The sequence below is a fragment of the Pseudarthrobacter sp. BRE9 genome (genome assembly GCF_031844305.1).
Classification (GTDB): Bacteria; Actinomycetota; Actinomycetes; order Actinomycetales; family Micrococcaceae; genus Arthrobacter.
This window is the reverse complement of sequence record NZ_JAUZUY010000002.1, coordinates 192129-215957: the sequence shown is the minus strand read 5'-3', so window position 1 is coordinate 215957 and position 23829 is coordinate 192129. Positions and strand designations below refer to the sequence as shown.

At 67.9% G+C, this 23829-nt stretch carries 23 protein-coding genes; 10 read left to right on the top strand and 13 right to left on the bottom strand.

All coding sequences use genetic code 11. The annotated features are described in order from the left end of the window. Positions 1-64: 64 nt before the first annotated feature. Positions 65-685 carry an L-threonylcarbamoyladenylate synthase gene (locus Q9R31_RS05865; RefSeq protein ID WP_311261813.1) on the top strand — a complete coding sequence of 207 codons (621 nt, stop codon included), beginning with the start codon at positions 65-67 and terminating at the stop codon, positions 683-685. A 152-nt stretch (positions 686-837) separates the two neighbouring features. On the opposite strand, the gene ligD is transcribed toward Q9R31_RS05865, so the two are convergent. Then, positions 838-1860 (bottom strand): non-homologous end-joining DNA ligase, encoded by a 1023-nt coding sequence (gene ligD / locus Q9R31_RS05860; RefSeq protein WP_311261812.1) that lies wholly within the window; start codon positions 1858-1860, stop codon positions 838-840. An 88-nt stretch (positions 1861-1948) separates the two neighbouring features. Here ligD and Q9R31_RS05855 point away from each other — a divergent pair, with 88 nt between their 5' ends. Then, positions 1949-2635, top strand: coding sequence for an alpha/beta family hydrolase (locus Q9R31_RS05855; protein ID WP_311261811.1), 687 nt, complete (start codon positions 1949-1951; stop codon positions 2633-2635). Here Q9R31_RS05855 and Q9R31_RS05850 read toward each other — a convergent pair. From Q9R31_RS05850 to Q9R31_RS05835, 4 genes are all read right to left on the bottom strand, one after another. Beyond that, entirely contained in the window at positions 2632-2796 is a 165-nt protein-coding gene (locus tag Q9R31_RS05850) for a hypothetical protein (RefSeq protein ID WP_311261810.1), read from the bottom strand. The two genes, Q9R31_RS05855 and Q9R31_RS05850, sit on opposite strands and share 4 nt — an antisense overlap. Before the next feature lie 144 nt (positions 2797-2940). Next, positions 2941-5559 carry an ATP-dependent helicase HrpB gene (hrpB, locus tag Q9R31_RS05845; RefSeq protein ID WP_311261809.1) on the bottom strand — a complete coding sequence of 873 codons (2619 nt, stop codon included), beginning with the start codon at positions 5557-5559 and terminating at the stop codon, positions 2941-2943. A gap of 42 nt (positions 5560-5601) precedes the next feature. Next, positions 5602-6204, bottom strand: coding sequence for a hypothetical protein (locus Q9R31_RS05840; protein WP_311261808.1), 603 nt, complete (start codon positions 6202-6204; stop codon positions 5602-5604). 13 nt (positions 6205-6217) lie between these two features. Continuing rightward, complete coding sequence (locus Q9R31_RS05835) at positions 6218-6520, bottom strand: hypothetical protein (RefSeq protein ID WP_311261807.1); 303 nt, start codon at positions 6518-6520, stop codon at positions 6218-6220. 266 nt (positions 6521-6786) lie between these two features. Here Q9R31_RS05835 and Q9R31_RS05830 point away from each other — a divergent pair, with 266 nt between their 5' ends. Next, positions 6787-7200: a CBS domain-containing protein gene (locus tag Q9R31_RS05830; protein WP_311261806.1), complete on the top strand. Its 414-nt coding sequence runs from the start codon at positions 6787-6789 to the stop codon at positions 7198-7200. An 87-nt stretch (positions 7201-7287) separates the two neighbouring features. On the opposite strand, the gene Q9R31_RS05825 is transcribed toward Q9R31_RS05830, so the two are convergent. The 5 genes from Q9R31_RS05825 to Q9R31_RS05805 form a co-directional block, all read right to left on the bottom strand. Further along, complete coding sequence (locus Q9R31_RS05825) at positions 7288-7803, bottom strand: flavin reductase family protein (protein ID WP_311261805.1); 516 nt, start codon at positions 7801-7803, stop codon at positions 7288-7290. A 192-nt stretch (positions 7804-7995) separates the two neighbouring features. Beyond that, the gene (locus Q9R31_RS05820) at positions 7996-8952 is read right to left on the bottom strand and encodes a 5'-3' exonuclease (RefSeq protein WP_311261804.1); all 957 of its coding nucleotides are present in this window, start codon (positions 8950-8952) and stop codon (positions 7996-7998) included. Positions 8953-9245: 293 nt separating this feature from the next. Beyond that, positions 9246-9863, bottom strand: coding sequence for a dihydrofolate reductase family protein (locus Q9R31_RS05815; protein WP_397428208.1), 618 nt, complete (start codon positions 9861-9863; stop codon positions 9246-9248). Positions 9864-9898: 35 nt separating this feature from the next. Continuing rightward, a complete protein-coding gene (locus Q9R31_RS05810; protein WP_311261802.1) occupies positions 9899-11899 on the bottom strand; it encodes a VWA domain-containing protein in 2001 nt (666 codons plus the stop codon). Between the two features lie 14 nt (positions 11900-11913). Then, the gene (locus Q9R31_RS05805) at positions 11914-13302 is read right to left on the bottom strand and encodes a sigma 54-interacting transcriptional regulator (RefSeq protein WP_311261801.1); all 1389 of its coding nucleotides are present in this window, start codon (positions 13300-13302) and stop codon (positions 11914-11916) included. A gap of 103 nt (positions 13303-13405) precedes the next feature. Here Q9R31_RS05805 and Q9R31_RS05800 point away from each other — a divergent pair, with 103 nt between their 5' ends. After that, a complete protein-coding gene (locus tag Q9R31_RS05800; RefSeq protein WP_311261800.1) occupies positions 13406-14035 on the top strand; it encodes an MSMEG_4193 family putative phosphomutase in 630 nt (209 codons plus the stop codon). Positions 14036-14108: 73 nt separating this feature from the next. Next, positions 14109-14810, top strand: a complete 702-nt coding sequence (locus Q9R31_RS05795; RefSeq protein WP_311262192.1) for an SCO1664 family protein — start codon at positions 14109-14111, stop codon at positions 14808-14810. Here Q9R31_RS05795 and Q9R31_RS05790 read toward each other — a convergent pair. Then, entirely contained in the window at positions 14807-15559 is a 753-nt protein-coding gene (locus Q9R31_RS05790; RefSeq protein WP_311261799.1) for an SGNH/GDSL hydrolase family protein, read from the bottom strand. The two genes, Q9R31_RS05795 and Q9R31_RS05790, sit on opposite strands and share 4 nt — an antisense overlap. A gap of 249 nt (positions 15560-15808) precedes the next feature. Here Q9R31_RS05790 and Q9R31_RS05785 point away from each other — a divergent pair, with 249 nt between their 5' ends. Further along, positions 15809-16636, top strand: a complete 828-nt coding sequence (locus Q9R31_RS05785) for an MBL fold metallo-hydrolase (RefSeq protein ID WP_311261798.1) — start codon at positions 15809-15811, stop codon at positions 16634-16636. Here Q9R31_RS05785 and Q9R31_RS05780 read toward each other — a convergent pair. Further along, complete coding sequence (locus Q9R31_RS05780) at positions 16633-17457, bottom strand: DUF1206 domain-containing protein (protein ID WP_311261797.1); 825 nt, start codon at positions 17455-17457, stop codon at positions 16633-16635. The genes Q9R31_RS05785 and Q9R31_RS05780 overlap by 4 nt on opposite strands. Positions 17458-17640: 183 nt before the next feature. Between Q9R31_RS05780 and Q9R31_RS05775 the strand changes: the two genes are divergently transcribed. The 4 genes from Q9R31_RS05775 to Q9R31_RS05760 all read left to right on the top strand — a co-directional run bounded on the left by Q9R31_RS05775 (position 17641) and on the right by Q9R31_RS05760 (position 22760). Then, positions 17641-20205, top strand: coding sequence for an excinuclease ABC subunit UvrA (locus Q9R31_RS05775; protein WP_311262191.1), 2565 nt, complete (start codon positions 17641-17643; stop codon positions 20203-20205). A 320-nt stretch (positions 20206-20525) separates the two neighbouring features. After that, positions 20526-20825, top strand: a complete 300-nt coding sequence (locus Q9R31_RS05770; RefSeq protein ID WP_311261796.1) for a hypothetical protein — start codon at positions 20526-20528, stop codon at positions 20823-20825. A 250-nt stretch (positions 20826-21075) separates the two neighbouring features. Then, positions 21076-22509 carry an SPFH domain-containing protein gene (locus tag Q9R31_RS05765; protein ID WP_311261795.1) on the top strand — a complete coding sequence of 478 codons (1434 nt, stop codon included), beginning with the start codon at positions 21076-21078 and terminating at the stop codon, positions 22507-22509. 8 nt (positions 22510-22517) lie between these two features. After that, a complete protein-coding gene (locus tag Q9R31_RS05760) occupies positions 22518-22760 on the top strand; it encodes a hypothetical protein (protein ID WP_311261794.1) in 243 nt (80 codons plus the stop codon). Positions 22761-22790: 30 nt separating this feature from the next. On the opposite strand, the gene Q9R31_RS05755 is transcribed toward Q9R31_RS05760, so the two are convergent. Beyond that, positions 22791-23822 carry an aldo/keto reductase gene (locus Q9R31_RS05755; RefSeq protein WP_311261793.1) on the bottom strand — a complete coding sequence of 344 codons (1032 nt, stop codon included), beginning with the start codon at positions 23820-23822 and terminating at the stop codon, positions 22791-22793. Positions 23823-23829 lie beyond the last annotated feature (7 nt).

Genomic DNA, 23829 nt, shown 5'->3' with positions numbered 1-23829 from the left:
TTTCAGGGCGCCGATGCCGTGGCACGTGGTGCGGCGGGGTCCGCGGGAACGTAGGCTCTGGGTCATGGCCAGATTCTTTGACGTTCATCCCCAGGACCCCCAGCCGCGCGCCATCGCGCAGGCAGTGAATATCATCCGGGACGGCGGCCTGATCGCCTACCCCACGGACTCCTGCTACGCGCTCGGCGCACAGATGGGCAACCGCGAGGCCCTGGACCGGATCAGGAGCATCCGGCACCTGGATGACAAGCACCACTTCACGTTGGTCTGCCGGGATTTCGCGCAGCTGGGACAGTTCGTGAACATCGGCAATGACGTGTTCCGGAGCATCAAGTCCGTTACCCCGGGCAGCTACACCTTCATCCTGCCCGCCACCAGGGAGGTTCCCAAGCGCCTGCTCCACCCCAGGAAGAAGACCGTGGGGGTGCGGATTCCGGACAACCGCGTGGTGCAGGCGCTGCTGGCCGAACTGGGCGAGCCGCTGCTGTCCAGCACGCTGCTGCTGCCGGATGAGGAGGAGCCGCTGACCGTGGGCTGGGAGATCAAGGAGCGGCTGGACCACCAGGTGGACGCCGTCATCGACGCCGGGGACTGCGGCGCCGAGCCCACCACCGTGGTCGACTTCTCCAGCGGGGTGGCCGAGGTGGTCCGCCGCGGCATGGGCGATCCGTCCCGCTTCGAGTAACCCCGGCCACCGCGTTCACGCCGCGGGCAATCGTCCCGGGGCACTTTGCCGCCGGCCGCCGTCGTGAATCACGACGGCGGCCGGCGTGTCCGCGTCAAAGTGCCCCGTTGTGGAGCGGCCGGGTGAGTCCGGCCCGCCGGTCGTTGTGGCCGTCAGTCCGGCTTGCGGGCGCGGCTGGGCTGGACCCGGGGCGGTTCGCCCGGCATCTTGGGGTAGTCCGGCGGGAAGGGCATCTCGCCCAGGCCGGCTTTGCAGTCGCGGTCCCACCACTCCAGCAGGGTGTCGATGGTGCCGGGGCCGGCGTTGAAATCCGCCCAGGGATCCCCCACCGTCTTCAACCGTTCCGGAACCGTGAGGATGGTGAAGTTCTTTGGATCCGCGTGCTCCAGTTCCGCCCAGGTGATGGGGCAGGACACGGGGGCGTGCGGGAGGGCCCGCGGGCTGTAGGCACCGGCAATAGTGCGGTCGCGGTTGGCCTGGTTGAAATCCAGGAAAACCTTCCGGCCCCGTTCTTCCTTCCACCAGGCCGTGGTTACTTTGTCCGGGATGCGGCGCTCCACTTCACGGGCCGCGGCGATGACCGCGTGCCGGACGTCCAGGAATTCGCGGGTTGGTTCGATGGGTGCATAAACATGGAGTCCGCGGTTTCCGGAGGTCTTGATGAAGCAGGTGAGGCCCGCCTCGGCCAGGACGTCCTTCAGCACCAGCGCGGCGGGGACAGCGTCATCGAAGTCGGTTCCCGGCTGCGGGTCAAGATCGATGCGCAACTGGTCCGGGTTGTCCGTGTTTTCGGCGCGGGAAGGCCAGGGATGGAACACCACCGTGTTCATCTGGGCGGCCCACACGGCCGCCGCAGGCTCATCGAACACGAGTTGCGGGTGCGACCTTGCGCTGGGGTAAACCACTTTGACGGAGCGGATGAAATCCGGCGTGCCCTTGGGTGGATTCTTGGAGAAGAACTGCTCACCGTCGACGGTGCCGGAGAACCGCTGCAGCGCCACGGGGCGGTCCCCGTTGGCGGCGATGAACACCTCCCCCACGTCGCAGATGTAGTTCACCAGGTCCAGCTTGGTAAGGCCCAGGTCCGGCCAGAGGACGCGGCTGGGACTGGAAATGCGCATCTCGCGGGGCCCGTTGGGACCCTGCACGGTGATGGTGGTCTGTTCACTCGCCATGGGGACAACGTACACCCCGGCACGGGCAGGACCCGGAACATCGGGCATTGCTCCGGAACATCCGGCAGCACTCCGGCATGATGGTTCCATGCCCGCATCCGATCAGCAGCTCACCGTCAGCGTGGGTGACACCACCTTTTCCGCCGCCTACGCCCGCCCCGCAGATCCAAGCGCAACCGTGGTGGTGGCACACGGCGCAGGTGCCGGAATGGACCACCCGTTCCTCCGCGGATTCACGGATGCCCTCAACGGCCTGGGCCTGGCCACCCTCCGCTTCAATTTTCCGTACCGTGAGGCAGGGCGGAAGTTCCCTGACCGCCCTCCGGCCGCCATCGCCGCCTGGCGGGCGGCCATGGATACAGCCCGCGCCCAGGTGACTGCCAACGGTGACAGCGGCCCGGTCTGGGCGGCCGGCAAGTCGTTCGGCGGCAGGATGGCGTCCATGGCCGTTGCCGATGGGATGGCGGCCTCCGGCCTGGTGTACCTGGGCTACCCCCTGCACGCCCCCGGGAAGCCGGAGAAGCTGCGGGATGAGCACCTGTACGGGCTCACCACGCCGATGCTGTTCCTGCAGGGAACCCGCGACACGTTTGCCACGCCGGACATCCTGGCGGACGTCGTGGCCCGGATCGGTTCCAACGCCGTGCTGCAGTGGGTGCAGGGCGGTGACCACTCGTTCGCGGTGGCGGGAAGGAAGCGGCCAGCAGATGAGGTGGGCGCCTCCCTGGCAGCCCCCGTGGCCGCGTTTATCGCAGCGCACATGCGAGGCCGCTAGGCAGCGTCCTCGTGCCACCAGCCTTCCCAGGCGGCAGAGGTGAGCTTGCCCGCGGGAAAGGCACCGGTCGCGCCGTCACCGGACGGGCCGGCGTCGTACCGCCGTGCGTCGTCGCTGCGCCGGCCGTCCAGCAGGAGGTTAAGGCTGTTCAAGGGAAACATGGTGTGCGTCCTTCCGTAGGGGCTGCGGACCGCACTGTCCGCGTAGGAAGGAGCCTAGGACAGCCATGTTTCAGCACGTCGACAAGACGTTTCGGCCGTGTATCGGACTTTTCACGCCCGGGTGCAGCCGCCGGGGAAGAGCGGCTACCTGCGCTGCTTGGTGCGTGCCGTGGCGGGGGCTGACCACGGGTCCTCCGGCCAGGGATGCTTGGGGTAGCGCCCACGCATCTCCGCACGCACCTGCGTGTAGGGGCCTGACCAGAACGAGGTCAGGTCATCCGTCACGGCGAGGGGCCGGCGGGCCGGGGACAGCAGGTGGAACAGGACCGGGACACGGCCGCCCACCAGTCTCGGGGATTCAGCCAGCCCGAAGCACTCCTGCAGCTTCACCGCCACAACGGGCGCGGCGGCGTCACCTGGTTCCGGGTAGTCGATCCGGACCCGGGAACCGCTGGGAACCTCAAGGTATTCCGGCGCAAGCTCGCCCAGCCGGGCAGCTTCGGGCCAGGGCAGCAGCCGTCGCAACGGGTCAGCCAGGTCAACCGCGGTGACCGGTTTCCCGGCGGCCAAGTCTCCCAATTCGGGTCCCAGCCACTCTTCCAGCCGGCCCAGCAGGGCCCCGTCCGACACATCAGGCCATGGCGCACCCAGCTCGCGGTGCAGGAAGGCGAGGCGGCGCCGGAAGGAAGCCGCCGCCGTCGACCATGCCAGGGCAGCCAGTCCACTGGACTGCACCGCGGCCGCCACGGCCCGCCTGCCCTGTTCCGCGGTGGGGCGCACAGGTGTTGCGGAGAGCACGAGCGAACCCAGCCGCCGGGTCCTGCGCGCGCTCAACCGGCCCCCGCTGAATTCTGCTTCCACGGTGTCGGCCAGCAGGTGGGACGCCGCCGCTTCGGCAACGCCCAGGGAAATGGGGGCAGCGGCACGGATGACGGCGCCCGTGCCGGCTGCGTCCCTGCCTTCCGCGCGGGACACCTCGGCCACGGCCAGCCACTCGTGGCCCGACAACGTGCTGCCGGCGGGCAGGCCCGCCCTGGTACCGGATGCCAGCAGGTACTGCCCGGCGCCGTCGCTGCCCGGCACACGCCGGGCCACACGGTCCGGAAAAGCGAGTGCGACGACGGCCCCAACAGCTTCGCCTGCGGCGGCGGTGGCCGCGGGAACCACACCGGCACCGTCCTGTTGCCGCCGCGCCAGGGCGGCCAACCGCCTCGACTCCTCCGACCAGCGCCTTCCCGCCGGGCCTGTGTCGGCGCTGAGCTGGGCGAGCAGGCGGGGCAGGTCCGCTCCCGGCGCGCGGTGGTCGCCGGAGAGCGCTGCCACCACCCCGGCGGCAAACTGGTGGCCTGCGGAGGTGCCGCCGTCGAGCAACGCCCGTGCCAGCCGCGGATCGGCAGGGATGCCGGCAAGGACCCGGCCCGCTGCCGTCACCTGGCCGTCGTCGGACACGGCGCCCAACTCCCGGAGCACCTCGACGGCGTCCTCCATCGCCTGGCGGGGCGGCGGGTCCGGCAAGGCGATCCCGTTCCCGCCGGGTGCGCCCCAGCACGCGAGGACCAGCGCGGCGCCGGTCAGGTCTGCCACGTTGATTTCCGGCGTCGCATGGGCGGAAGCCGCACCGTACGCCTGCTGGGAGTAGCAGCGGACCACCGTCCCCGGGCCTTGCCGTGCGGCGCGCCCGGCCCGCTGGTCAGCGGACGCCCGGGAGCAGGAGACGGTGACAAGACCGCTCATGCCCCGGCCCGCGTCCCGCCGCGGTTCCCGGGACAGCCCGGAGTCAATGACCAGCCGGACGCCGGGCACCGTCAGGGAGGACTCGGCAAGATCTGTGGAGACGATGATCCGCGGAGGATCGCCCGGACCACGCCCCGACACTGCCCTGTCTTGCTCCGCCGGGCCCACCTGGCCATGAAGTTCCAGCACGTCAACGTGACGGCCCAGCCGGCTGCGCAGGGCCGCCGCAACGTAGGAGACCTCCCTGGCACCCGGCAGGAACACGAGCGCATCCACGGACCCGTCGGCGGCAACAGCACGGACCTGGGCGTCCGCGGCCGCGGCGGCGACATGGTCCAGGAAGGCGCGCGCCACTCCCCGCACATCCAGCCGCGCCGCGGGCGCCGGGAGCCATTGCACGTCCAGCGGATGGTTCACGGCAGGGCAGTCGACGACGGGTGCCGGGCCACCGCCGTCGGCATCCCCCAGCAGCGCGGCGAACCGGGGCGCGTCAAGGGTTGCGGACATGGCGACGACGGCGAGATCCCCGCGCAGCGCCCGGACCTCCGCGAGCATGCCGAGCAGGAGGTCCGTTTCCAGGCCGCGCTCGTGCACCTCGTCCAGGACGACGGCGGCAGTGCCTTCCAGCCCGGGGTCTGACAGCAGGCGGCGCAACAGGATGCCCGGGGTCACAAATTCGATTCGGGTGTCCGGGCCTGCCTGGCGTTCCCCGCGGACGGTGTAGCCCACGCGTCCGGCCAGCCGGCTGCCGTCGAGGGCGGAGAGGCGCCGGGCGGCGGCCCGGGCCGCGACCCGACGCGGCTGGGTGACCACGACGCGGCCCCGCCGGCCGTGGAGGTTTGCCAGCAGCGGCGGGACAAGGGTGGTTTTACCGGTCCCGGGCGGTGCCTGCACAACGGCGGCGCCCGGCGAACCACTACTTCCCAGCGCCTTCCGCAACACGGAAAGTGATCCTGCGAAGGCAAGTCCGGCACCAATGGCGCCAAGGTCGAACGCGCCGGCACCGGGTAGGCCGTCTGGAGGATTCATCCGTCCATTCTGCCCTGACAGGGAAGCTCCTTTTCGCTGCGGTCAGGGCTTGCCTTGGCCTTTGCCCTTGCCTTTGGCCTCCTTCGCAGCGTCCGGACGCTCCTGGGCGGGAGCTGCCGGGGCGGAGTCCTGGGGGGCGGCGTCTTCGGAGGCGGGGGCAGGAGCAGGCGCAACGGCCGGAACGGCCGGTTCCACTGGAACGGGCTCCTGCCCGGTGCCGGCAAGGACAGGAGCGGGCGTGACGGCGTCCGGTGCCGTGCCAGGGGATGCTGCCGCGGAGGCTGCTGCCACCTGCGTGGCGAGATCCGCCCGGACAGCCGAAAGCGCGTTCGCGATGCTGCGGTACCGCGCTGCCGAAAGCCGGCCGCCTGCTGCAGCATCGCCCAGGTCCTTCTCGAGGGCCTGCAGGGCAGCCAGCGCCCCGTCCACCCTGTCCTCGGCCGCGGCCTGGCTGATGCTCAGCACCCGGATCTGGAAACCCCGGAGGACGTTTTCGTCCGCATCACCGGAACGGATGCCGGCCGCGCCGGCCACCAGCGCAGCCGTAACGACGGCGCAGCACAACAGGATCAGCACCCGGGCTCCGTGACGGCGCCGCGGTACGGGATCCACCGTTCCGGCCGGCGAAGCCGGTACTCGTTCCAATAGTGGTTGCACCTTAGGCGGCATGCCTGCCCCGCAGCGGGACAGCGGAGGCGGTCCGGACAGGGAGGACAGTCACAGGGGCCAGCTCCGCTGCCGGAGGTGCCGTGGGAGCCGTCCGCGCCCGGGACGTTGGCCGCGCCAGGAGAAGCCGGATGCCGGTTCGCAGGGCGGTGGCGATCAGCAGGCCGATGCCCACTCCCAGGAGCACGTGGCCGGCCAGATAGTGCTGCACGCCTCCGGGGCCCCGGTCTGCGGCTACCGCGGCGCCGCCAACGGTCAGCATCAATGACAGGGCCGTCCCGAAAATTGCGCCCATAGCTCCTGCTCCAATCCAATTTAATCAGCAAGCTTACTAGTAATGCTCAGCAAGCTTACTACTGGATGGGCCCATGGCAAGAGTGGGGCGCCCTTCACAGGCGCAGCGGAATGTGGGATGGGCGGAGTCTGGACACCCGTTACTAAGCAGTCTTAGCATTTTTTTATCGGCAGCTCTCCGGAGCCGTCTGCCTCAAAATGACACACCGAAGGGCCATCCGATCCAGCCGCAGATACGGCAAAGCAGCAGGAATAAAGGAGACGAACATGGCAAAGGCGCGCGAAATCATGACTGGCGGCGTGGAGTGCGTGGGCGAGAATGAGAGCCTGGAGGCAGCTGCCCGCAAAATGAAGGAACTTGATGTTGGTTCCCTCCCCATTTGCGGCGAGGACGACCGGCTCAAGGGGATGCTGACGGACCGCGACATCGTGGTGAAGTGCCTGGCCGAAGGCGGCGACCCGCGCAGTGCCAAGGCTGGCGAACTGGCCGAAGGCAAGCCGGTCACCATCGGTGCCGACGACTCCATCGAGGAAGCGATCCGCACCATGCAGGACCACCAGGTGCGCCGGCTTCCGGTGATTGACGGGCACAAGCTGGTTGGCGTCATCAGCCAGGCCGACATTGCCCGGAACTATCCCGAGGACCGGGTGGGCGAACTCGTGGCCTTCATCTCCTACTGAGCCCTCCGCCTTGATCCACGCCGAAGCCGGTCATCCCCCGCCCGCGGGGGACGTGGCCGGCTTCCCCTGTCCCTGCTCCGTCCCTGCTCAGCCCGCCGCTTGGAGCAGGCGCTCCGCCGGCGTGAGCCCGGCATACCGGCCCTTGAAGAACAGCAGGGGGTCGGCGTCGTTCCGGGCATCGAGGTGCCGTACCGCGGCCACCACGATGGTGTGGTCGCCGCCGTCGTATTCTGCATGAAGTTCGCAGTCGATCCAGGCGAGCGCGTCATCCAGCACGGGATTTCCCAGCGGCGAGGACGTATGGCTGACGCCGGCGAACTTATCCGTCCCCGAGCGGGCGAACTGCCCCGCAAGGTGCTGGTGTTCCGCCGGGAGGATGTTGACAGTGAACGAGCCGGCTCCTCTCAGCACGGGCCAGGTGGTTGACGTCCTGGCCGGGCTGAACGTGACCAGCGCCGGCTGCAGCGACAGGGACGCGAAGGACTGGCAGGTGAAACCGGCGGGCCCGTCGGGGGTGGACCCGGCGATGATGGTCAGGCCGCTGGCGAATGTTCCGAAAATGTCCCGAAGCCGCCTGGGAGCAAGATCTGAAGTGACTGTCATGGAAATGGCCTCTCGTCTGGATCGTTACCTCACCAAACCATCAGCCGTTCGGCTCATTCAAGCCGCCCGAAACGCACCGACCCGCGGCGCAACGAATTGTCATGCCCGTACTTCCGGCGTCATCGGCGCCCGGCTTTCCGGCGCCGCAACGTCGTTGTTTGACGCAACAAAATGACGTGGCCCCGGGGGCGGTCAGGACGGCGCCGGCGCCGCCTCCTGCAGGTCCAGCGCGGCCAGCAGACGGCGGACGGAGCCGCCGAGGTTCCAGTCGGTGGCCAGCTGCTCCAGTTCCGCGCGCCGGTCACCCGTCACGGGCTGCAGGCGGGCGCCAGCCTCCTCAAGGGTGGGCAGCGCCAGGTTCTTCACCAGGCGGACGACGGCGGGGGCTGCTTCCAGGTATGCGGCGGCCGCGGCGAGTTTGGCCCGGACAGGCGCGGACACGCCCGTGCCTGGTTCCTCCGCAGCCGCCAGCAGCCCTTCGAGGGTTCCGTACTTCAGGAGCAGGGACGCTGCCGTCTTCTCGCCGATCCCGGCCACGCCGGGCAAGCCGTCGGAGGCGTCTCCCCGAAGGGTGGCGTAGTCGGCGTACTGCTGGGGCAGGACCTTGTATTTGGCCACCACGGTTTCTTCCGTCATGACTTCAAGGTTCTTCATGCCGCGGGCGGTGTAGATCACCCGGACCGCCCGTTCGTCATCGCATACCTGGAAGAGGTCGCGGTCGCCCGTGACGACGTCCACGGGGAAGCCGGCCTGGCTCGCGTAGGTGCCCACGACGTCGTCGGCCTCGTGGTGCGCCGCGCCCACAATGGCGATACCGGCCAACTCCAGGACGCGGCGGATCATGGGCAACTGCGCCTGGAGGCCCTCGGGCACCACTTCGACGTCGGCCCCGCCCGGAACCGCCTCGGCCACCCGGTGGGCCTTGTAGGTGGGGAGCAAGTCCACCCGCCACTGCGGCCGCCAGTCATCGTCCCAACAGGCCACCAGGTGGGTGGCGTGGTAGTCGGTGCTGAGGCGGGCGATCATGTCCAGTAACCCCCGGACGGCGTTGACCGGGGTTCCGTCCGGGCGCCGGATGGTGTCCGGCAGGCCGTAGAAGGCGCGGAAGTAGAGGGAGGCAGTGTCGAGCAGCATGAGTCGCTGGGGCATACCTTGATCCTGACACGGAATGGGGAGGTCATTGCTGATCGAACCCGATTGACTCGCCGCTTTGTCGTTGACCCCCCGAATTTCCGTACGAAACGATATCCGGACGACATCCAGCACCGAAGGCAGGACTCCCGTGCCGGCCCGTGTCAACGGCGCCTTTGAACTGAACCGTCCCGCCGTCGCCGGTCCTGCCCTGCTCCCCCACGAACAGGAAGACACGCGGCTGGAGGTGGTGGTGCTGCGCTGACCCGCGCGCACCGCCAGACTGCCGGTCCCGGCGGTACGCCGCGGTGTTACGGCCGGCCGCTGAGCGGCGGGCGGTCAATCACGCGGGGGATGTACTCAAGCAGCTGGAGGCGTCCGTCGAAGGTCCTGCTGTCGACCATCTCCAGCGCGACGTCCGGGTAGCCGTCGTAGATCCGTTCGCGTCCCGTGCGCCCGGTGATCAGGGGGAAGACGACCAACCGGAACCGGTCCACAAGCCCTGCTGAAACCAGGGAACGGCAGAGGCTGAGGCTGCCGAGGGTACTCAAGGGCCCGGGATGCGTCTGTTTCATCTGCCTGACGGCCTCAACCGCGTCCCCGGCCACCAGTTGGGAGTTCGGCCACTGGAGCGGTGCGTCCAGGGTGGAGGAAAACACCACCTTGGGAACGGCGGCAAGGCCCGTCAGGGCAGAGCCTTCGTCCTGCGAATATCCCGCGTCCCCGGCGGCTGCTTCCTCTGACATCCCTGACATTAGGCGGTAGGTGTTGGCCCCGAACAGCAACGTATAACCCTTCCCGGCCTCCTGCTGGAGCCAGGCCAGGTATTCCGGGCCCTCCAGGCCCCACCAGCCCGGCCACCCCTCACCCGAGGCGAAGCCGTCCAGGGTGATGATCAGGTCCACCATCAGTTGGCTCATGGCGCCCATGCTATTCCCGGCCCGGAAGCCCGGCAAGGAACCGGTCAGAACCAGTCGCCGTCGGCGTAGGCGCTGCGGACGTGGGCCCGCAGGTACTCCCCCACCACCGCTGCGCCAAGGTCGCCCACTTCCGGCGCCACCACACGGCCGTCAACGCGCCGCGCCATCCGCTGGATGAAGCGCTCCAGGCCGGGGTCGTTGCCCAGCCGGAAGAACGTGGTCTGGACGCCGGAGCGGCCAAGGCGGTCCAGTTCGGCAACGGTGGCCCGGATGGTCTCCGGGTCCGGCGGCCAGTTGAACCAGGAGTCCCCGTCGGGCAGCAGGTGCGCCGTGGGCTCGCCATCGGTGACTATCAGCAGGACGGGCTGCATGGATGGGTGGCTGCGGAAGAATCGGCCCGCCAGCAGCAGACCGTGATGCAGGTTGGTGCCCTGCTCGCGGAGGGCCGGCAGGGCTGTGAGTTCGCCGATGTCCATGGACTGGGCGTAGCGGCCGAACGTGATCAGCTGCAGCCGGTCGCCGCGGAAGCGGGTGGAGACCAGGTGGTGCAGTGCCAGCGCGGTCCGCTTCATCGGAACCCACCGCCCCTCGGCAGCCATGGAGAAGGACACGTCCACCAGCAGGACTACCGCTGCCTGCGTGCGGGCCTCCGTCTCCGCCACTTCGATGTCGCCGACGGCGAGGCGCAGGCCGCGGGCCGGGTCGCCGCCGTCGGCCATGGTGCGCCGGATGGCGTTGGTCATGGTGCGGGTGACGTCCCAGGGCTCGGCGTCCCCGAACTCCCACTGCCGGCTGGAGCCTGTCTGCTCCCCGGCGGCCCCTGCCATCCTGGTGTCCCGGTTTCCCTGCCGTCCGGAGAGCTGCCTGGCGGTGTCCCGCAGCAGCGATTTCCCCAGCCGCCGCATGGCCTGCGGAGACAGCCGCAGGTCGCCGTCGGCCCCGCGCCGCAGGTAGCCGCCGTCCTGCATGGCACGCTCAATCTCGGCGAGGGTACGCGCGCTCACGGCGGCGTTCTCCCCCAGCTGCCGGGCGAGGGCATCAAGGTCCAGGTCGTCAAGCCGGGAGCCGTTGTAGGACTGGGACAGTTGCTCGGACAGTTCGTCGAGCTCGGCGATGTCCTGCAGCACGCCTGTCCCGTCACCCAGCCCCAGGCCTTCCTGCCCTTCGAAGCGTTCCGATCCCGTCCAGTCCTCCCCGGGACGCAGCGCCTGCAGGGTGGAGTCGAGTTCGTTGAGCTGGGCCATCAGTTCCGGCGAGCCGAATGCCTGGGCGGACAACCTCATCAGCTCGTCACGCTGCTCAGGGGTCATGGACTGCAGGAGCCGCTGGGCCGCCGCGGCGCGCTGGGCCAAGGCATCCACCAGTTCCTCCACGGATTGAGGATTTTCCGGAAAGAAGTGGCCGTGCCTGGCCATGAACTCCTGGAAATCGGCGTCCGTGTCTTCGCCCCGCCGGTGTTTGCCCAGCAGCTCATTGAGGTCCCGGATCATGGCGTTCACTGCCTCGCGGTCCTCATTAGTGGCATTCTCCAGCGCCTGTTTCATGCCGGCAAACCGCTGTTCAAGGACCTCCCGGCCCAGCAGGTCCTTGATCCGCTCGTACGCTTCCCTGGCGGCACTTGACTGCCAGTCGTAGGACGCGAGCTCATTGACGGCCGCGGCGGTGGAGGGCGGCAGGTTCTGCAGTTGCATCTCGCGGAAGGCACGGTCGGTGTTGTCCATTGTGGCGTCCCGTGCCAGCTGCTTGCGTTCCTCCAGCACCGCGGTTTCCAGGAGCTTCTTCACTTCGTCCAGGGTGCCGTCCAGCCGGTGCCGGCTGAGCAGGTCCCGCCGCCGCTGCTGGACGCGCCGGGCGAGGTCGTCCAGGCCGTCACGGTCCCGGCCGCCGCGCCGCAGGAACTCCTGGAGCGCATGACGCGGCGAGTACCCTGCCATCACGTCTTCGGCGACGGCGTCGAGCGCCTCGGCCAGGTCAACCGGCGGGGCGAGCGGGTCCGGGCCGCCGGTGTACCGGCCGTACTTGGCGGACCGCTTGTGGATGGCCATGGTGCCTCCTGTGCCTAGCCGTAAATGGTTTCCTCATCGTCGGATTCCTTGGAGATCCGCCGGCCGAGGTACAGGCCTTCGAGCGCCAGTTCGACGGCGGCGGCCCGCTGTCCGTCATTTGTCGCGCCGAGGCGGCGGCCGATTTCGTCGTAGAGGCCTGAGCCGTTCAGGGACGGGAGGTTGCCGAGGAACTCCCGGGCCGTCACCTGTTCCCCGGTCGTGACGGTCCGGTGCCCGTCGAGGGCTGCCACGAGCGGGCCCATATCCAGGCCCTGGAAGTGCGCCCTGACCGCTTCGGCCGTGGCGGTGCGCAGGAGGTGGTCGAGGACGCCCTGTTCGCGTCCTTCCTCGCCCGATTCGAACTCGATCTTGCCGGTCAGGACTTCCACGGCGGGCTCGAGGTCGATGATCCGGGCGACGGCAGGGTCCTCGCCGCGCAGGCTTGCCCGGCGCAGTGCGGCCGCGGCCACTGTCTCCGCCCCGGCGATGGCAAACCGGGCGGAGACGCCGGATGTTTGGTTGATGGCCGGGGACTGCCGCAGGGCGCGGGTGTAGCGGGCCAGGATTTCCAGGATGAAGGGCGGGACGTCCGCCACCAGCCGGCCCTCCTGCCGGATGACGGAGACCTCGTCCTCCAGTTCGATCGGGTAGTGGGTCCGGATCTCCGCGCCGAAGCGGTCCTTCAGGGGTGTGATGATCCGGCCGCGGTTGGTGTAGTCCTCCGGGTTGGCGGACGCGACAACCAGCACGTCAAGCGGCAGCCGCAGCACGTAGCCGCGGATCTGGATGTCCCGCTCCTCCATGACGTTGAGCATCGCCACCTGGATGCGCTCGGCAAGGTCCGGGAGCTCGTTGATCGCAATGATGCCGCGGTTGGAGCGGGGAATGAGCCCGTAATGGATGGTCTCGGGGTCTCCCAGGCGGCGGCCCTCGGCCACGCGCATCGGGTCCACGTCGCCCACCAGGTCGGCCACCGAGGTATCCGGCGTGGCGAGCTTTTCCACATAGCGCTCCGACCGGTGCCGCCAGGCGATCCGCAGCCGGTCCCCCTCGGTCAGGACCCGGGCACGGGACTGTTCCGTGATCGGTTCAAAGGGGTGCTCATTCAGCTCAGAGTCCTCGATCACCGGAGACCACTCATCCAGCAACCCGGCCAGGGTGCGGAGCAGGCGGGTCTTGCCCTGCCCCCGCTCACCCAGCAGGACGATGTCGTGCCCGGCGATCAGTGCCCGCTCGAGCTGCGGAATCACCGTCCGGCTGAAGCCGAACAAACCGGGCCAGGGGTCACGCCCCGCGGCCAGGGCGGCGAGGAGATTGCCGCGGATCTCGTGGCGCAGGTCCTTGAGGACATACCCTGCTGCACGCAGTTCACCAACGGTAAAAATATCGGGGCGATCAGTCACCCCTCTACGGTAAGCCCCGCCCTGCGGCTAATCGAGAGATTCCTCCAGATTCCTCGCTTCACCGTGCGGGGCCAAGGGCGCCGCGCGGCTACGCTTAGACCCAATGACACAGAGCACGCTGATCCTCCTGGTGCGGCACGGCCAAACGCCCACCACGGGTACAGTCCTGCCGGGCAGGGCCCCGGGACTGCACCTTTCCGAGCACGGACGGGCCCAGGCTGAGGCCGTTGCCGAACGCCTTTCCGGACTGCCCGTCCAGGCCATCTACTCCTCGCCCCTGGAGCGCGCGCTCGAAACCGCCGCACCTGCGGCGGCCCACACAGGCAGGGCGGTGACCGAGGAGGCCGGTCTCCTGGAATGCGACTTCGGCGACTGGACCGGCGCCGCGCTCGCCGGCCTGGCGGCCCTGCCGGAGTGGCAGACCGTCCAACACAACCCGTCGGCCTTCCGGTTTCCCAACGGAGAAGGCTTTTCCGGTATGCAGGCCCGGATGGTGGGCACCCTGGAGGCCCTTCGCGCCGCCCATCCGGGCGGCGTCGTCGTCTGCTTCTCCCACGCCGACCCCATCAAGGCGGCCGTAGCCCACAACCTCGGCACCCACCTGGACCTCTTCCAGCGGATCATGATCAGCCCGGCGTCGGTCTCCGCGATCTCCTATGTGGACGGCCAGGCGCCGGCCGTGCTCACGGTGAATTCGACGTCGGAACCCCTGAGCGGGCTGAGGTCGCCGTGATGCATGGGCGATGGGCAGGGAGGCGATGGGCGGGGACTGGATGGCCGCCGGACGCGGCCGCACGGGGTATCCGGTGTCCGGGCGGGAACTGACCCTCCTTAACGAGGGCCGCGTTGAGCTGCTGGGCCGCATCATGAGCGGCAGCAACGCCACGTTCCTGGTGGAGCTTACCTGCGCGGAGGAATCCGCCTGGGCCGTCTACAAGCCGGAGGCCGGGGAACGCCCGCTCGCAGATTTCGACGCCGGCCTGTACCGCCGGGAGTGCGCCGCCTACCTGCTCAGCGAGGCACTGGGATGGGGAATCGTACCGCCAACGGTGGTCCGCACGGACGCGCCGCTTGGGGTCGGCTCCCTGCAGTGGTTCATCGAAGGGGACCTCCAGGAGCATTACTTCACGCTGTACGCAGACTCCCCCGCGACCCATGCCGAACTGGCCCGGATCGCCCTGTTCGACTACGTGGCGAACAACACGGACCGGAAAAGCGGGCACGTGCTGCGCGGCACAGACGGCCATATCTGGGGCATCGACCATGGCCTGTGCTTCTCCGCGGCGTTCAAACTGCGCACCGTGATCTGGGACTTCGCCGGTGAGCCCATTCAGGACGCGCTGCTCGAGGACATCAGGCCCCTGGCCGCCACGGTGCCCGCCGATGTGGCCGCGCTGCTCGACCACGCCGAGGTGGCAGCCCTCCGGCGCCGCGTCCAGCGGGTGCTCCAGGACAAGGTACTCCCGGTTGACCACACCGGCATGCGCTACCCCTGGCCGTTGATCTAGGCCGCAGGCCTGCGTGGGTCCGGATGTCCTTGCGCTGCGGCCGCCGCCGGGGCCGCCTGTTCGAGGTGGGCGCCGATGTGCTCCAGCAGGTAGTGCTGTCCCAGGACGGTGGGGTGGTCCCCGTCGGGGCCAATGAGATCGTCAAAATCATCACTGATCCAGCCCTCGGCGATGGGGTCCACGAACTCACCGCCCGCCTGCCGGGCAGCGGCCTTGAGCTGGTCGCTGATGTCCACCAGCGCCGGATCCGGGCTTGCGGAGTACGACGGCGGGCCCACCACAATGATCTTGGCTGCCGGGGCCAGCGCTTCCGCACGGTCCATCGCGGCCAAGGCGGCGTCACCAACGTCTGCGGGGGCATAGCCAAGGTCATTCTCCGACCCAAAAAAGACAACGATGCCGGTATCTGCCGTCACGAAGTCTTCAACCTCGGTGCCGAAAGTGCCGTCCAAATCACCGGCGCTGAGGTAACCGCTGCCATTCTCGGCGGCGTTAACCACTTCCAGTCCGGCGCCCAGCGGGTCTTTCCGCATCAACGCCGGCCACGCCTGCTGCGGTGACGTGCCATGGCCGGTGCTCAGCGAGTCCCCCACCACCACAACGCGGATCGGAGGGGCTGTGGCCGGCGGCTGCGTCTGTGCCGTACTGCCTGACGTTACGGCCAGGGCGAGACCAACCGCACCCGCAGCTATCACCCGGCCGGGATGCCGGTGCAGTGGATGGCCATAGGGCAGCACATCGTGGTGCATGGTCCACCTCCTGCCTGCAAATCGTCGCGGGCCGGCGGCGGCTGCGCGCCGCCAATCCGTCCTCTGTCCGTGTCCCATCGTAGGCAATGGTGGGAACACTGTAGGGCCAAGGTGACCAGGATCAAAGGATGCACAGGGACTGCACAGAAACTTTAGGGGCGTTAGGTACCCCGATGCCGGCGATCCGGCATCCGTTTGTGCGGTTGCCCGCGGACCGCTATGCGGTTGCCTGCGGGCTACGCTTTACCCGTGCAGCAGCAAACCACCGGGTGGGATCCCGCAACCAGCGTTTCCGAACAGGCATCCGGCGTTTATTTCGCTGAAGGGCCGGCTTCCAACTGGACCGTAGTCCGGGACGGGACGGGGTACATCCTCATTGACAGCGGCTATCCGGATGACCGCCGGCATGTCCTTGCATCGCTCCACTACCTGGGCCTGGAACCGGCGGACGCCTTGGCCCTTGTGGTCACGCACGGCCATGTGGACCACACGGGCTCCGCGGCCTTCTTCTCCGAGTCCTATGGGACCCCGGTCCTGTGCGCGCCCGGGGAGCTGGCGCACGTGCAGGGGAAGGAGAAGCACCAGGTCACCCTGGGCCAGGTCCTCAGCAGGGCGTGGCGGCCGTGCGTGTTCCGCTGGATGGTGCACGCCATCAGGGCAGGCGCATTGGCTGCAAGGCCCGCGACGCGGGCGGAGGCGTGGGACGCTGCCAGGCTCCGGACCCTGCCTGGCCGGCCTGTTGCCCTCTCCGTGCCGGGGCATACGCCCGGCAATGCGGCAATCCTGCTGCCGGAAGCACGTGCCATCGTCGTCGGCGATTCGTTTGTCAGCGGCCACCCGATCAGCCGGACGTCGGGTCCACAGATGCTGCCTGCCATGTATCACTCAGATCCGGGCGCCGCGTTTGCCGCCCTGCGGAACCTGGCCGGCGTCGACGCCTCGGTTGTCCTGCCAGGCCATGGACCTGCCCTGCGCATCCCGCTGGCCGAAGCGGTAGGCTGCGTTGTCAGCCCGTCGCGGACACGCTCACGGGCAGCCCGGCGAACCCGCCAGGACGGGCCCAGGGGCACAGGCTAGAACTTTCCGTAGCGTGCCCGGGCCATGGAGTACACTCCGTAACAAATGAGCCCCGCGGCGATTGCGGCCAGCAGGAACACCCCGTACGGCTGCGCGCCGAGGGTCTTCAGCCCGCCGTCCAGGCCTGAGGATTTGGAGGGGTCGGCGGTGGCGGCCGCCACGATGATCAGCACACCAACGACGGCGAGCACCACCCCCTTGGCTGCGTAGCCGACGGTTCCGATCCATTCCACGGCTGTCCGGGCATTACCCGGGTCCTGCAGGTCCTTCATGAACTTCCGGGTGATGCCGCGGTAAGCGTAGAAACCACCGGCACCGATGATTGCCAGCCCCACCGCGATCAACAGCACCACTCCTGCAGGTGCTCCCATCAGCTTTGCCGTGAAATCGCTGGCCGACTGGCTGGAGTTCTTGCTGCCGCCGGAGGCAAAGACGGCAAAAGTGAAGGCCAGGAAACCGAAGACAACAGCCTTTCCCACCGCGCTCGCGGCCTCTTTCAGCTTCTTCTTTGAATCGGTGGCGGTGCGGGCCCCGAAAAAGGCTTCGCTGAGCATCCACAAGGCAAGAGCGGCGCAGGCCACTGCCCCGGCCCACAGCAGGATTCCGCCGCCGGGCTTGGAGGCCAGGGCTCCAATCGCCCCGGACTGGTCAGCTTCACCGCCCTGTCCCCGGTCCAGCTGTAAAGCGATGACGCCGATCAGGATATGGACCAGTCCGATGAAGACAAAACCCGCACGGGCCAGAATGCGGACCGCAGGGCTGCGGCTCGCCGACGCGGCCTCTGATACTGCCCTGTTCGCTCCCTGCGACGCGTTGCCCATGGCCGGCCCTTCCACTTATGTAGTTGATCTACTCTTCCCCCGGGCACCTGCCCCAGCCTGCCAGCGTCACGGAATGCTTCAGTGTAAATCCGTCCGCGCCGTCCCGACAGGTCCCCCAAGTTCGGCCCGGCACCGGTGGCTACTACAGTCGAAGTGGTGCATGCCAAACAGAACACTAATGAACTGACCGAGCTGGACCTCCAGGCCCCAACGGCGGACCACGCCGAAGACGGCTTCGTCCGGGTGCGGGGTGCCCGTGAGAACAACCTGCGCAACGTCAGCGTGGACGTGCCACGGGACGCGATTGTGGCGTTCACTGGCGTTTCGGGCTCGGGCAAGTCGTCACTGGCCTTTGGCACCATTTATGCGGAGGCGCAGCGCCGGTTTTTCGAATCGGTGGCGCCCTATGCCCGCCGGCTGATCCAGCAAGGCCACAATCCCAAGGTGGAGCAGATCACGGGGCTGCCGCCCGCCGTCGCCCTCCAACAACGCCGGGGCACGGCGACCTCCCGGTCCACGGTAGGGACCGTCACCACGCTGTCCAATTCGCTGCGCATGCTGTTCTCCCGTGCCGGCAGCTACCCCGCCGGCGCTTCCCCGCTGGATTCGGATGCCTTCTCCCCCAACACCGCGGCAGGGGCCTGCCCCGAATGCCACGGCCTGGGTACCGCCCACACAGTTACCGAAGCCTCATTGGTTCCGGACACGTCCATGAGTATCCGCGAGGGCGCAATCGCCGCCTGGCCCGGTGCCTGGCAGGGCAAGAACCTGCGCGACATCCTAAGCCACCTGGGCTACGACGTGGACGTTCCCTGGCGGGAGTTGCCCCGCAAGCAGCGGGACTGGATCCTCTTCACCGAGGAACAGCCCGTGGTGGAAGTGACGCCTCAGCGGGACCGCGTTGCCAAACCCTACAAGGGCCGGTTCTGGAGTGCCAGGAGCTACGTAATGCACACCCTGCACGACTCCAAAAGCCCTGCCATGCGGGAAAAGGTGCTGCGCTTCATGGAGACGGGACCGTGCCCGCGGTGTGGCGGCACCGGGCTGCGGCCCGAGGCCCTTGCTGTGACCTTCGCCGGGCACACCATTGCCGGACTCAATGCAGTGCCCATGGCCGAACTGGCGGAGATCATCCGCCCCACCACCATGCTGGCCACGGCAGGCACGGCGTCGCGCAAGCAGTCGTCCGAATCCAATGAAGTGGCTGTGGCCATCACCGGCGACCTGCTGCAGCGCATCACCGTGCTGTTGGACCTTGGCCTGGGGTACCTGGCGCTGGGGCGGGCCACGCCAACGCTCTCGCCGGGCGAAATGCAGCGGCTCCGGATTGCCACCCAGCTTCGTTCCGGGCTGTTCGGAGTGATCTATGTGCTGGACGAACCGTCCGCCGGCCTGCATCCCGCTGACGCTGAACCCCTCCTGGCTGTCCTTGACCGGTTGAAATCATCAGGAAATTCCGTGTTCGTGGTGGAGCACAACATGGACGTAGTCCGGCGTGCCGACTGGCTGGTGGATGTGGGTCCCAGGGCCGGCGAAGACGGCGGGCAGGTGCTCTACAGCGGGCCCGTCCAGGGCCTTGACGCGGTGGCAGGGTCCGTGACGCGGCCGTTCCTGTTCCCCACGGAGCCGGCAGGGTTGATGGCTGACAGCGGCACCGGCAGGAGTGAACCGCGGGAGGCCTCCGGATGGCTGGACCTGCGGGGCATCAGCCGCCACAACCTGCGGAACCTGGATGTGGCCTTTCCGCTTGGCGTCCTGACGGCAGTCACGGGCGTCTCAGGCTCGGGTAAGTCCACCCTGGTCAGCAAGGTCCTCGCGGAGGTGGCCGGCACCTCCCCGCGGGCCAATGATGACGGCCAGGACTCATGCGAAGAGCCGGGCGCGGGGATTGACGACGACGGTGGCCCCGGCAGTGTGGGGCAGGTGTCCGGGCTGGAGCGGATCGACCGCACCGTCAAGGTGGACCAGAAGCCGATCGGGCGCACGCCCCGCTCCAACCTGGCCACCTATACAGGGCTGTTCGATGCGGTTCGCAAGGAGTTCGCAGCCACCGGCGCCGCCAGGAGCCGGGGTTTCGGTCCCGGGCGCTTTTCCTTCAACGTGGCCGGCGGACGGTGTGGGACGTGCCAGGGCGAGGGCTTCGTGGCCGTGGAACTGCTCTTCCTGCCGGGCAGCTACGGTCCGTGCCCGGAATGCAACGGTTCGCGCTACAACCCCGAAACCCTGGAGGTCACCTACCGGGGCAGGAACATCGCGGAGGTGCTGGGAATGACGGTCAATGACGCCGCCTGTTTCCTGGCCGGGGTTCCCGCCGCGGCGCGGTCGCTGGAGACGCTGCAGGACGTGGGCCTGGGTTACCTCCGCCTGGGCCAGCCGGCCACCGAGCTTTCGGGAGGTGAGGCGCAGCGGATCAAGCTGGCCACTGAGCTGCAGCGGGCCCGGCGCGGGCACACGCTGTACCTGCTGGACGAACCCACCACGGGACTGCACCCGGCCGACGTTGAGCTGCTGATGGCCCAGCTCAACCGCCTGGTGGATGCCGGCAATACGGTGATCGTCGTGGAACACGCCATGAACGTGGTGGCAGCCGCCGACTGGGTGATGGACCTGGGACCCGCCGGTGGCGACGCCGGCGGCCAGCTCATCGCCGCCGGCCACCCGGCCGCCGTCGCACGTTCCAGTGAAAGCCGCACCGCGCCCTACCTGGCTGCCGCGCTCAGGGACAGTTCCGGCGGCAAGGGCCGGTAGGAGGCTGCACTTTTGCCCTCGCTGGCGTGGGGGCTCGAGCCGCGGGCGGTACGGGAGTACGGCTCCCGGCATAATTCCGGCTGGTGCAGACGGACCTCAGGGGCGGGCGGCGTCCCACGTGTTGCGAAATGTGTTGGGGCCGCCGCCTGGGCGGGACAAACAGGATGCCACGCAGGTCACAGCCGTGGACAATGCGCCGGCAACCTGAAAGGGGCCCCTTCACCGCGGACCGTTAGGCAACCGATACCCCGCCAATGCGGGCTCGTGACGGCAAACACACTATGCTCGACAGCACCATCCGGATCGCGGGAAGAGGCACCATGAGCATCGATATTGAGGTTGGGTCCATCCGCAGCACCGGGGACCCGGCGCCTTTCGGCGCCGCAGCCGGTATCATCGCGTCGGCCATAACCGCTGCCATGCAAAGCGTCCTGGAACATCACGTGGCCTACAACTGGGTGTGGACCGATGAGATCCGCTGCAGGGGATGCAACGCCAGCCTGCCAATACCGTTCCTTGCCAGCACACGCGCCAACGCAGACCGCGTCTTTGAGGCCCACCGCTCCGCGCAAGTCGAGGCACTCCTGGCAACAGGGTCCGGGTACCTGACCCGCCGCTGACCACTACCTGCCCGCCACCTGACCGCAGCCCCGGCGGGTGCCACGTGCCGCCGTCGTGCGCCACTTTTCGTTGCTGCAGGCAAATATCCATTCCGCTCTGGACTCTTGGCCGGTGCCCAACCAGACTGTTCACAACAGCTGGCCAGGCGTGCCGCAAGAGACGTGCTTTCGTTGGTCGGGTAAATGGACGGCTGCATTTATTGGGGCTTTACCGTGAAGCTTTTTTCGCGGCACTGAAAGGACCTTGGCCATGCCGGACTTTGCACCGTTCTTCCCACTCATTGCCATTATTTTGGGCGTGCTTGTTGCCATTGTTTTTATCTGGGTGGCAACAAAGTTGATGTGGAAGGTGGCCGAACCAAACGAGGCCCTGATCATCTCCGGTCTGACCCGCGGAACCCTGGAAACCCGGGCAGGAATGGACTTCAAGATCGTCACCGGCAAGGGTGCCCTGGTCCTCCCTGGCCTCCAGACGGTGCGGCCATTGTCACTGACGCTGAATGAAACGGAACTCAAAGTTTCCTGCGTCACCTCCCAAGGCATTCAGGTCATTGTGGAAGGGGTCGTCATTTATAAAATTGGCGATGCGCCGCCTTTTATTGCCAACGCGGCCCGCCGCTTCCTGGGCCAGCAACCCAAAATGCAGAGCCAGGTATACAACGTCTTTGAGGGACACCTGCGCTCCATTATCGGCAGCATGACCGTGGAGGAGATCATCCGGGAACGGGACAAGCTTGGGTCGCAGGTCCGCAGCGCCAGCGGGGTGGAGATGGAAAAGCTGGGCCTCGTGGTGGATTCGCTCCAAATCAAGGACCTGCAGGATCCTACCGGCTACATCCAGAACATTGCCAAGCCCCATATTGCCCAGGTGAAGATGGAGGCCCGGATTGCCGAGGCCACCCGCAACCGGGAAGCGGCGGAGAAGGAGGCGGAAGCGGCAGCCCTGATCGCCGACGCACAGAGCGTTTCGGCAATCCGGCAGTCAGTGGCGCAGGCCAACGCCGAGCGCGCCCGGGCCAATGCCGCCCAGGCCGGGCCGCTGGCCGAGGCCACCGCCCGGCAGCAGGTGGTGGTCCAGGAAACCGAAGTTGCCAAGCTTGAGGCGGACCGTGAGGAGCAGAAACTGCAGACGAGTATCCGCAAACCTGCAGATGCGAAGGCCTACGCCAAACGCACCGACGCTGAAGGCCAGAAAGCGGCGGACATCAGCGCCGCCGAAGCGCTGGCCCGCCGCACCGAGCTTGAGGCCCAGGCCAACGCCCGGCGCACCGAACTCCAGGCCCAGGCGAATGCCACCGCAGCCGCAGCCGCTGCCGGAGCAACCAAGGTCACCGGCGAGGCCGAAGCCGCCGCAACCAGGGCCAAAGGTGACGCCGCGGCGTCCGCTATCAAGGCAAAGGCGCTGGCCGAAGCGGACGGCATCAAGGCCCGGGCCGAAGCGCTGGGCACCAACCAGGACGCGGTCATCTCCCAGCAGCTTGCAGAGAACATGCCCGCCATCATTGCCGCAGCAGCAGAGCCTTTCTCCCACGTGGGCAACATGACCGTCCTCAACGGCGGCGAGGGCGTCAACAAGATGCTGGGCGGGATCCTGACACAGGCAGGCGACTACCTGCCTGCCCTCGCGTCCGCGCTCCGAAAGGGTGAGGACACCAAGCGTCCACCCAAGGCTCCCGGTGCATAAGGCTGCCTGTGCGCAAGGACGTTGACCGCAGTCTGACCGGGAAAATCGGCAGGGTGACCGGGCGCATCGGCCCGGGCACCATCGGCGAAGTGATGCTGCCCTACCTCGGCGGCATTATGGCCTTCCACGCCCATCCGTTCGACAAAACCAGCGAGTTCCCGCTAGGTACTGAAGTGCTGGTGATCTACTTCGAGCCGCCGCAAACGGTGTACGTGGACGAGCTTCCAGACGTGTTGAAGCACTCGGAGTAGGACCTTCTGCGTCTTTTCGTCGCGGTGGAGCTACCGCCCGCCCTCCATTTTGCGGCTGCGCTGCTCCCGGGCCATTGGCCCGTAGGGGTAAACGCCAGTGGCCGGCTGGCTGGCCTGGGTGAGCCGGTCAACTTCTTCAGGGGTGAGCTGCAGTTCAGCGGCGGCGAGGTTGTCAGCGAGCTGCGCCGTGGTCCGGGCGCCCAGAATCACTGATGTAACCGCAGGGCGGCCCGCCAGCCAGGCCAGGGCCACCTGGGACGGGCTCACGCCGTGGGCAGCAGCGATGTCCTGCACAGCATCGATTACCTCCCACGTGCGCGGGTTCCCGTTGCGTGCCTTCCAGGCCTCCATGCCGCGTTCGGGGTTTTCGCCAAGGCGGGTTGCGCCGGATGGCTGCTGGTCGCGCTTGTACTTGCCGGACAGCCAGCCGCCGCCAAGGGGCGACCACGGCAGGAGGCCGATTCCCGCGTCAAGCGCCGCCGGTACGATCTCGAATTCGATGTCCCGGACCAGCAGGCTGTACTGGGGCTGCAGGCTGACAGGCGGGTTCCATCCCTGGTTGCGTGCAACATGCACAGCCTTGGTGAGTTGCCAGCCCAGGAAGTTCGAGAAGCCGTAGTAGGCGACTTTGCCGTGGGTCACCGCGTCATCCAGGAAACGGAGGGTCTCTTCCAAAGGTGTGATGGGGTCCCACGCGTGCATCTGGTACAGGTCGATCTGTTCCACGCCAAGGCGGCGGAGGGAATCATCCAGGGCGCGGGCCAGCCGCCGCCGGGACGTTCCGACGTCGTTCGGTGCCGTCCCCATCGGAAAGCGCCCCTTGCTGGCGATCACCGCCCTGTCCCTCACGTCGGGCCGTTTGTCCAGCCACCGGCCGATGATTTCTTCGGAGACTCCGGCGCTGTAGACGTCGGCAGTGTCAATGAAGTTGCCCCCGGATTCGAAATAACTGTCCAGGATGGCATGGGACGTTTCCTCCGTCGCCTCCGCACCGAATGTCATGGTGCCCAGTGCGTAGCTGGTGACCACGGTGCCGCTGCGGCCAAGGGTTCGATGCTGCATTATGTCC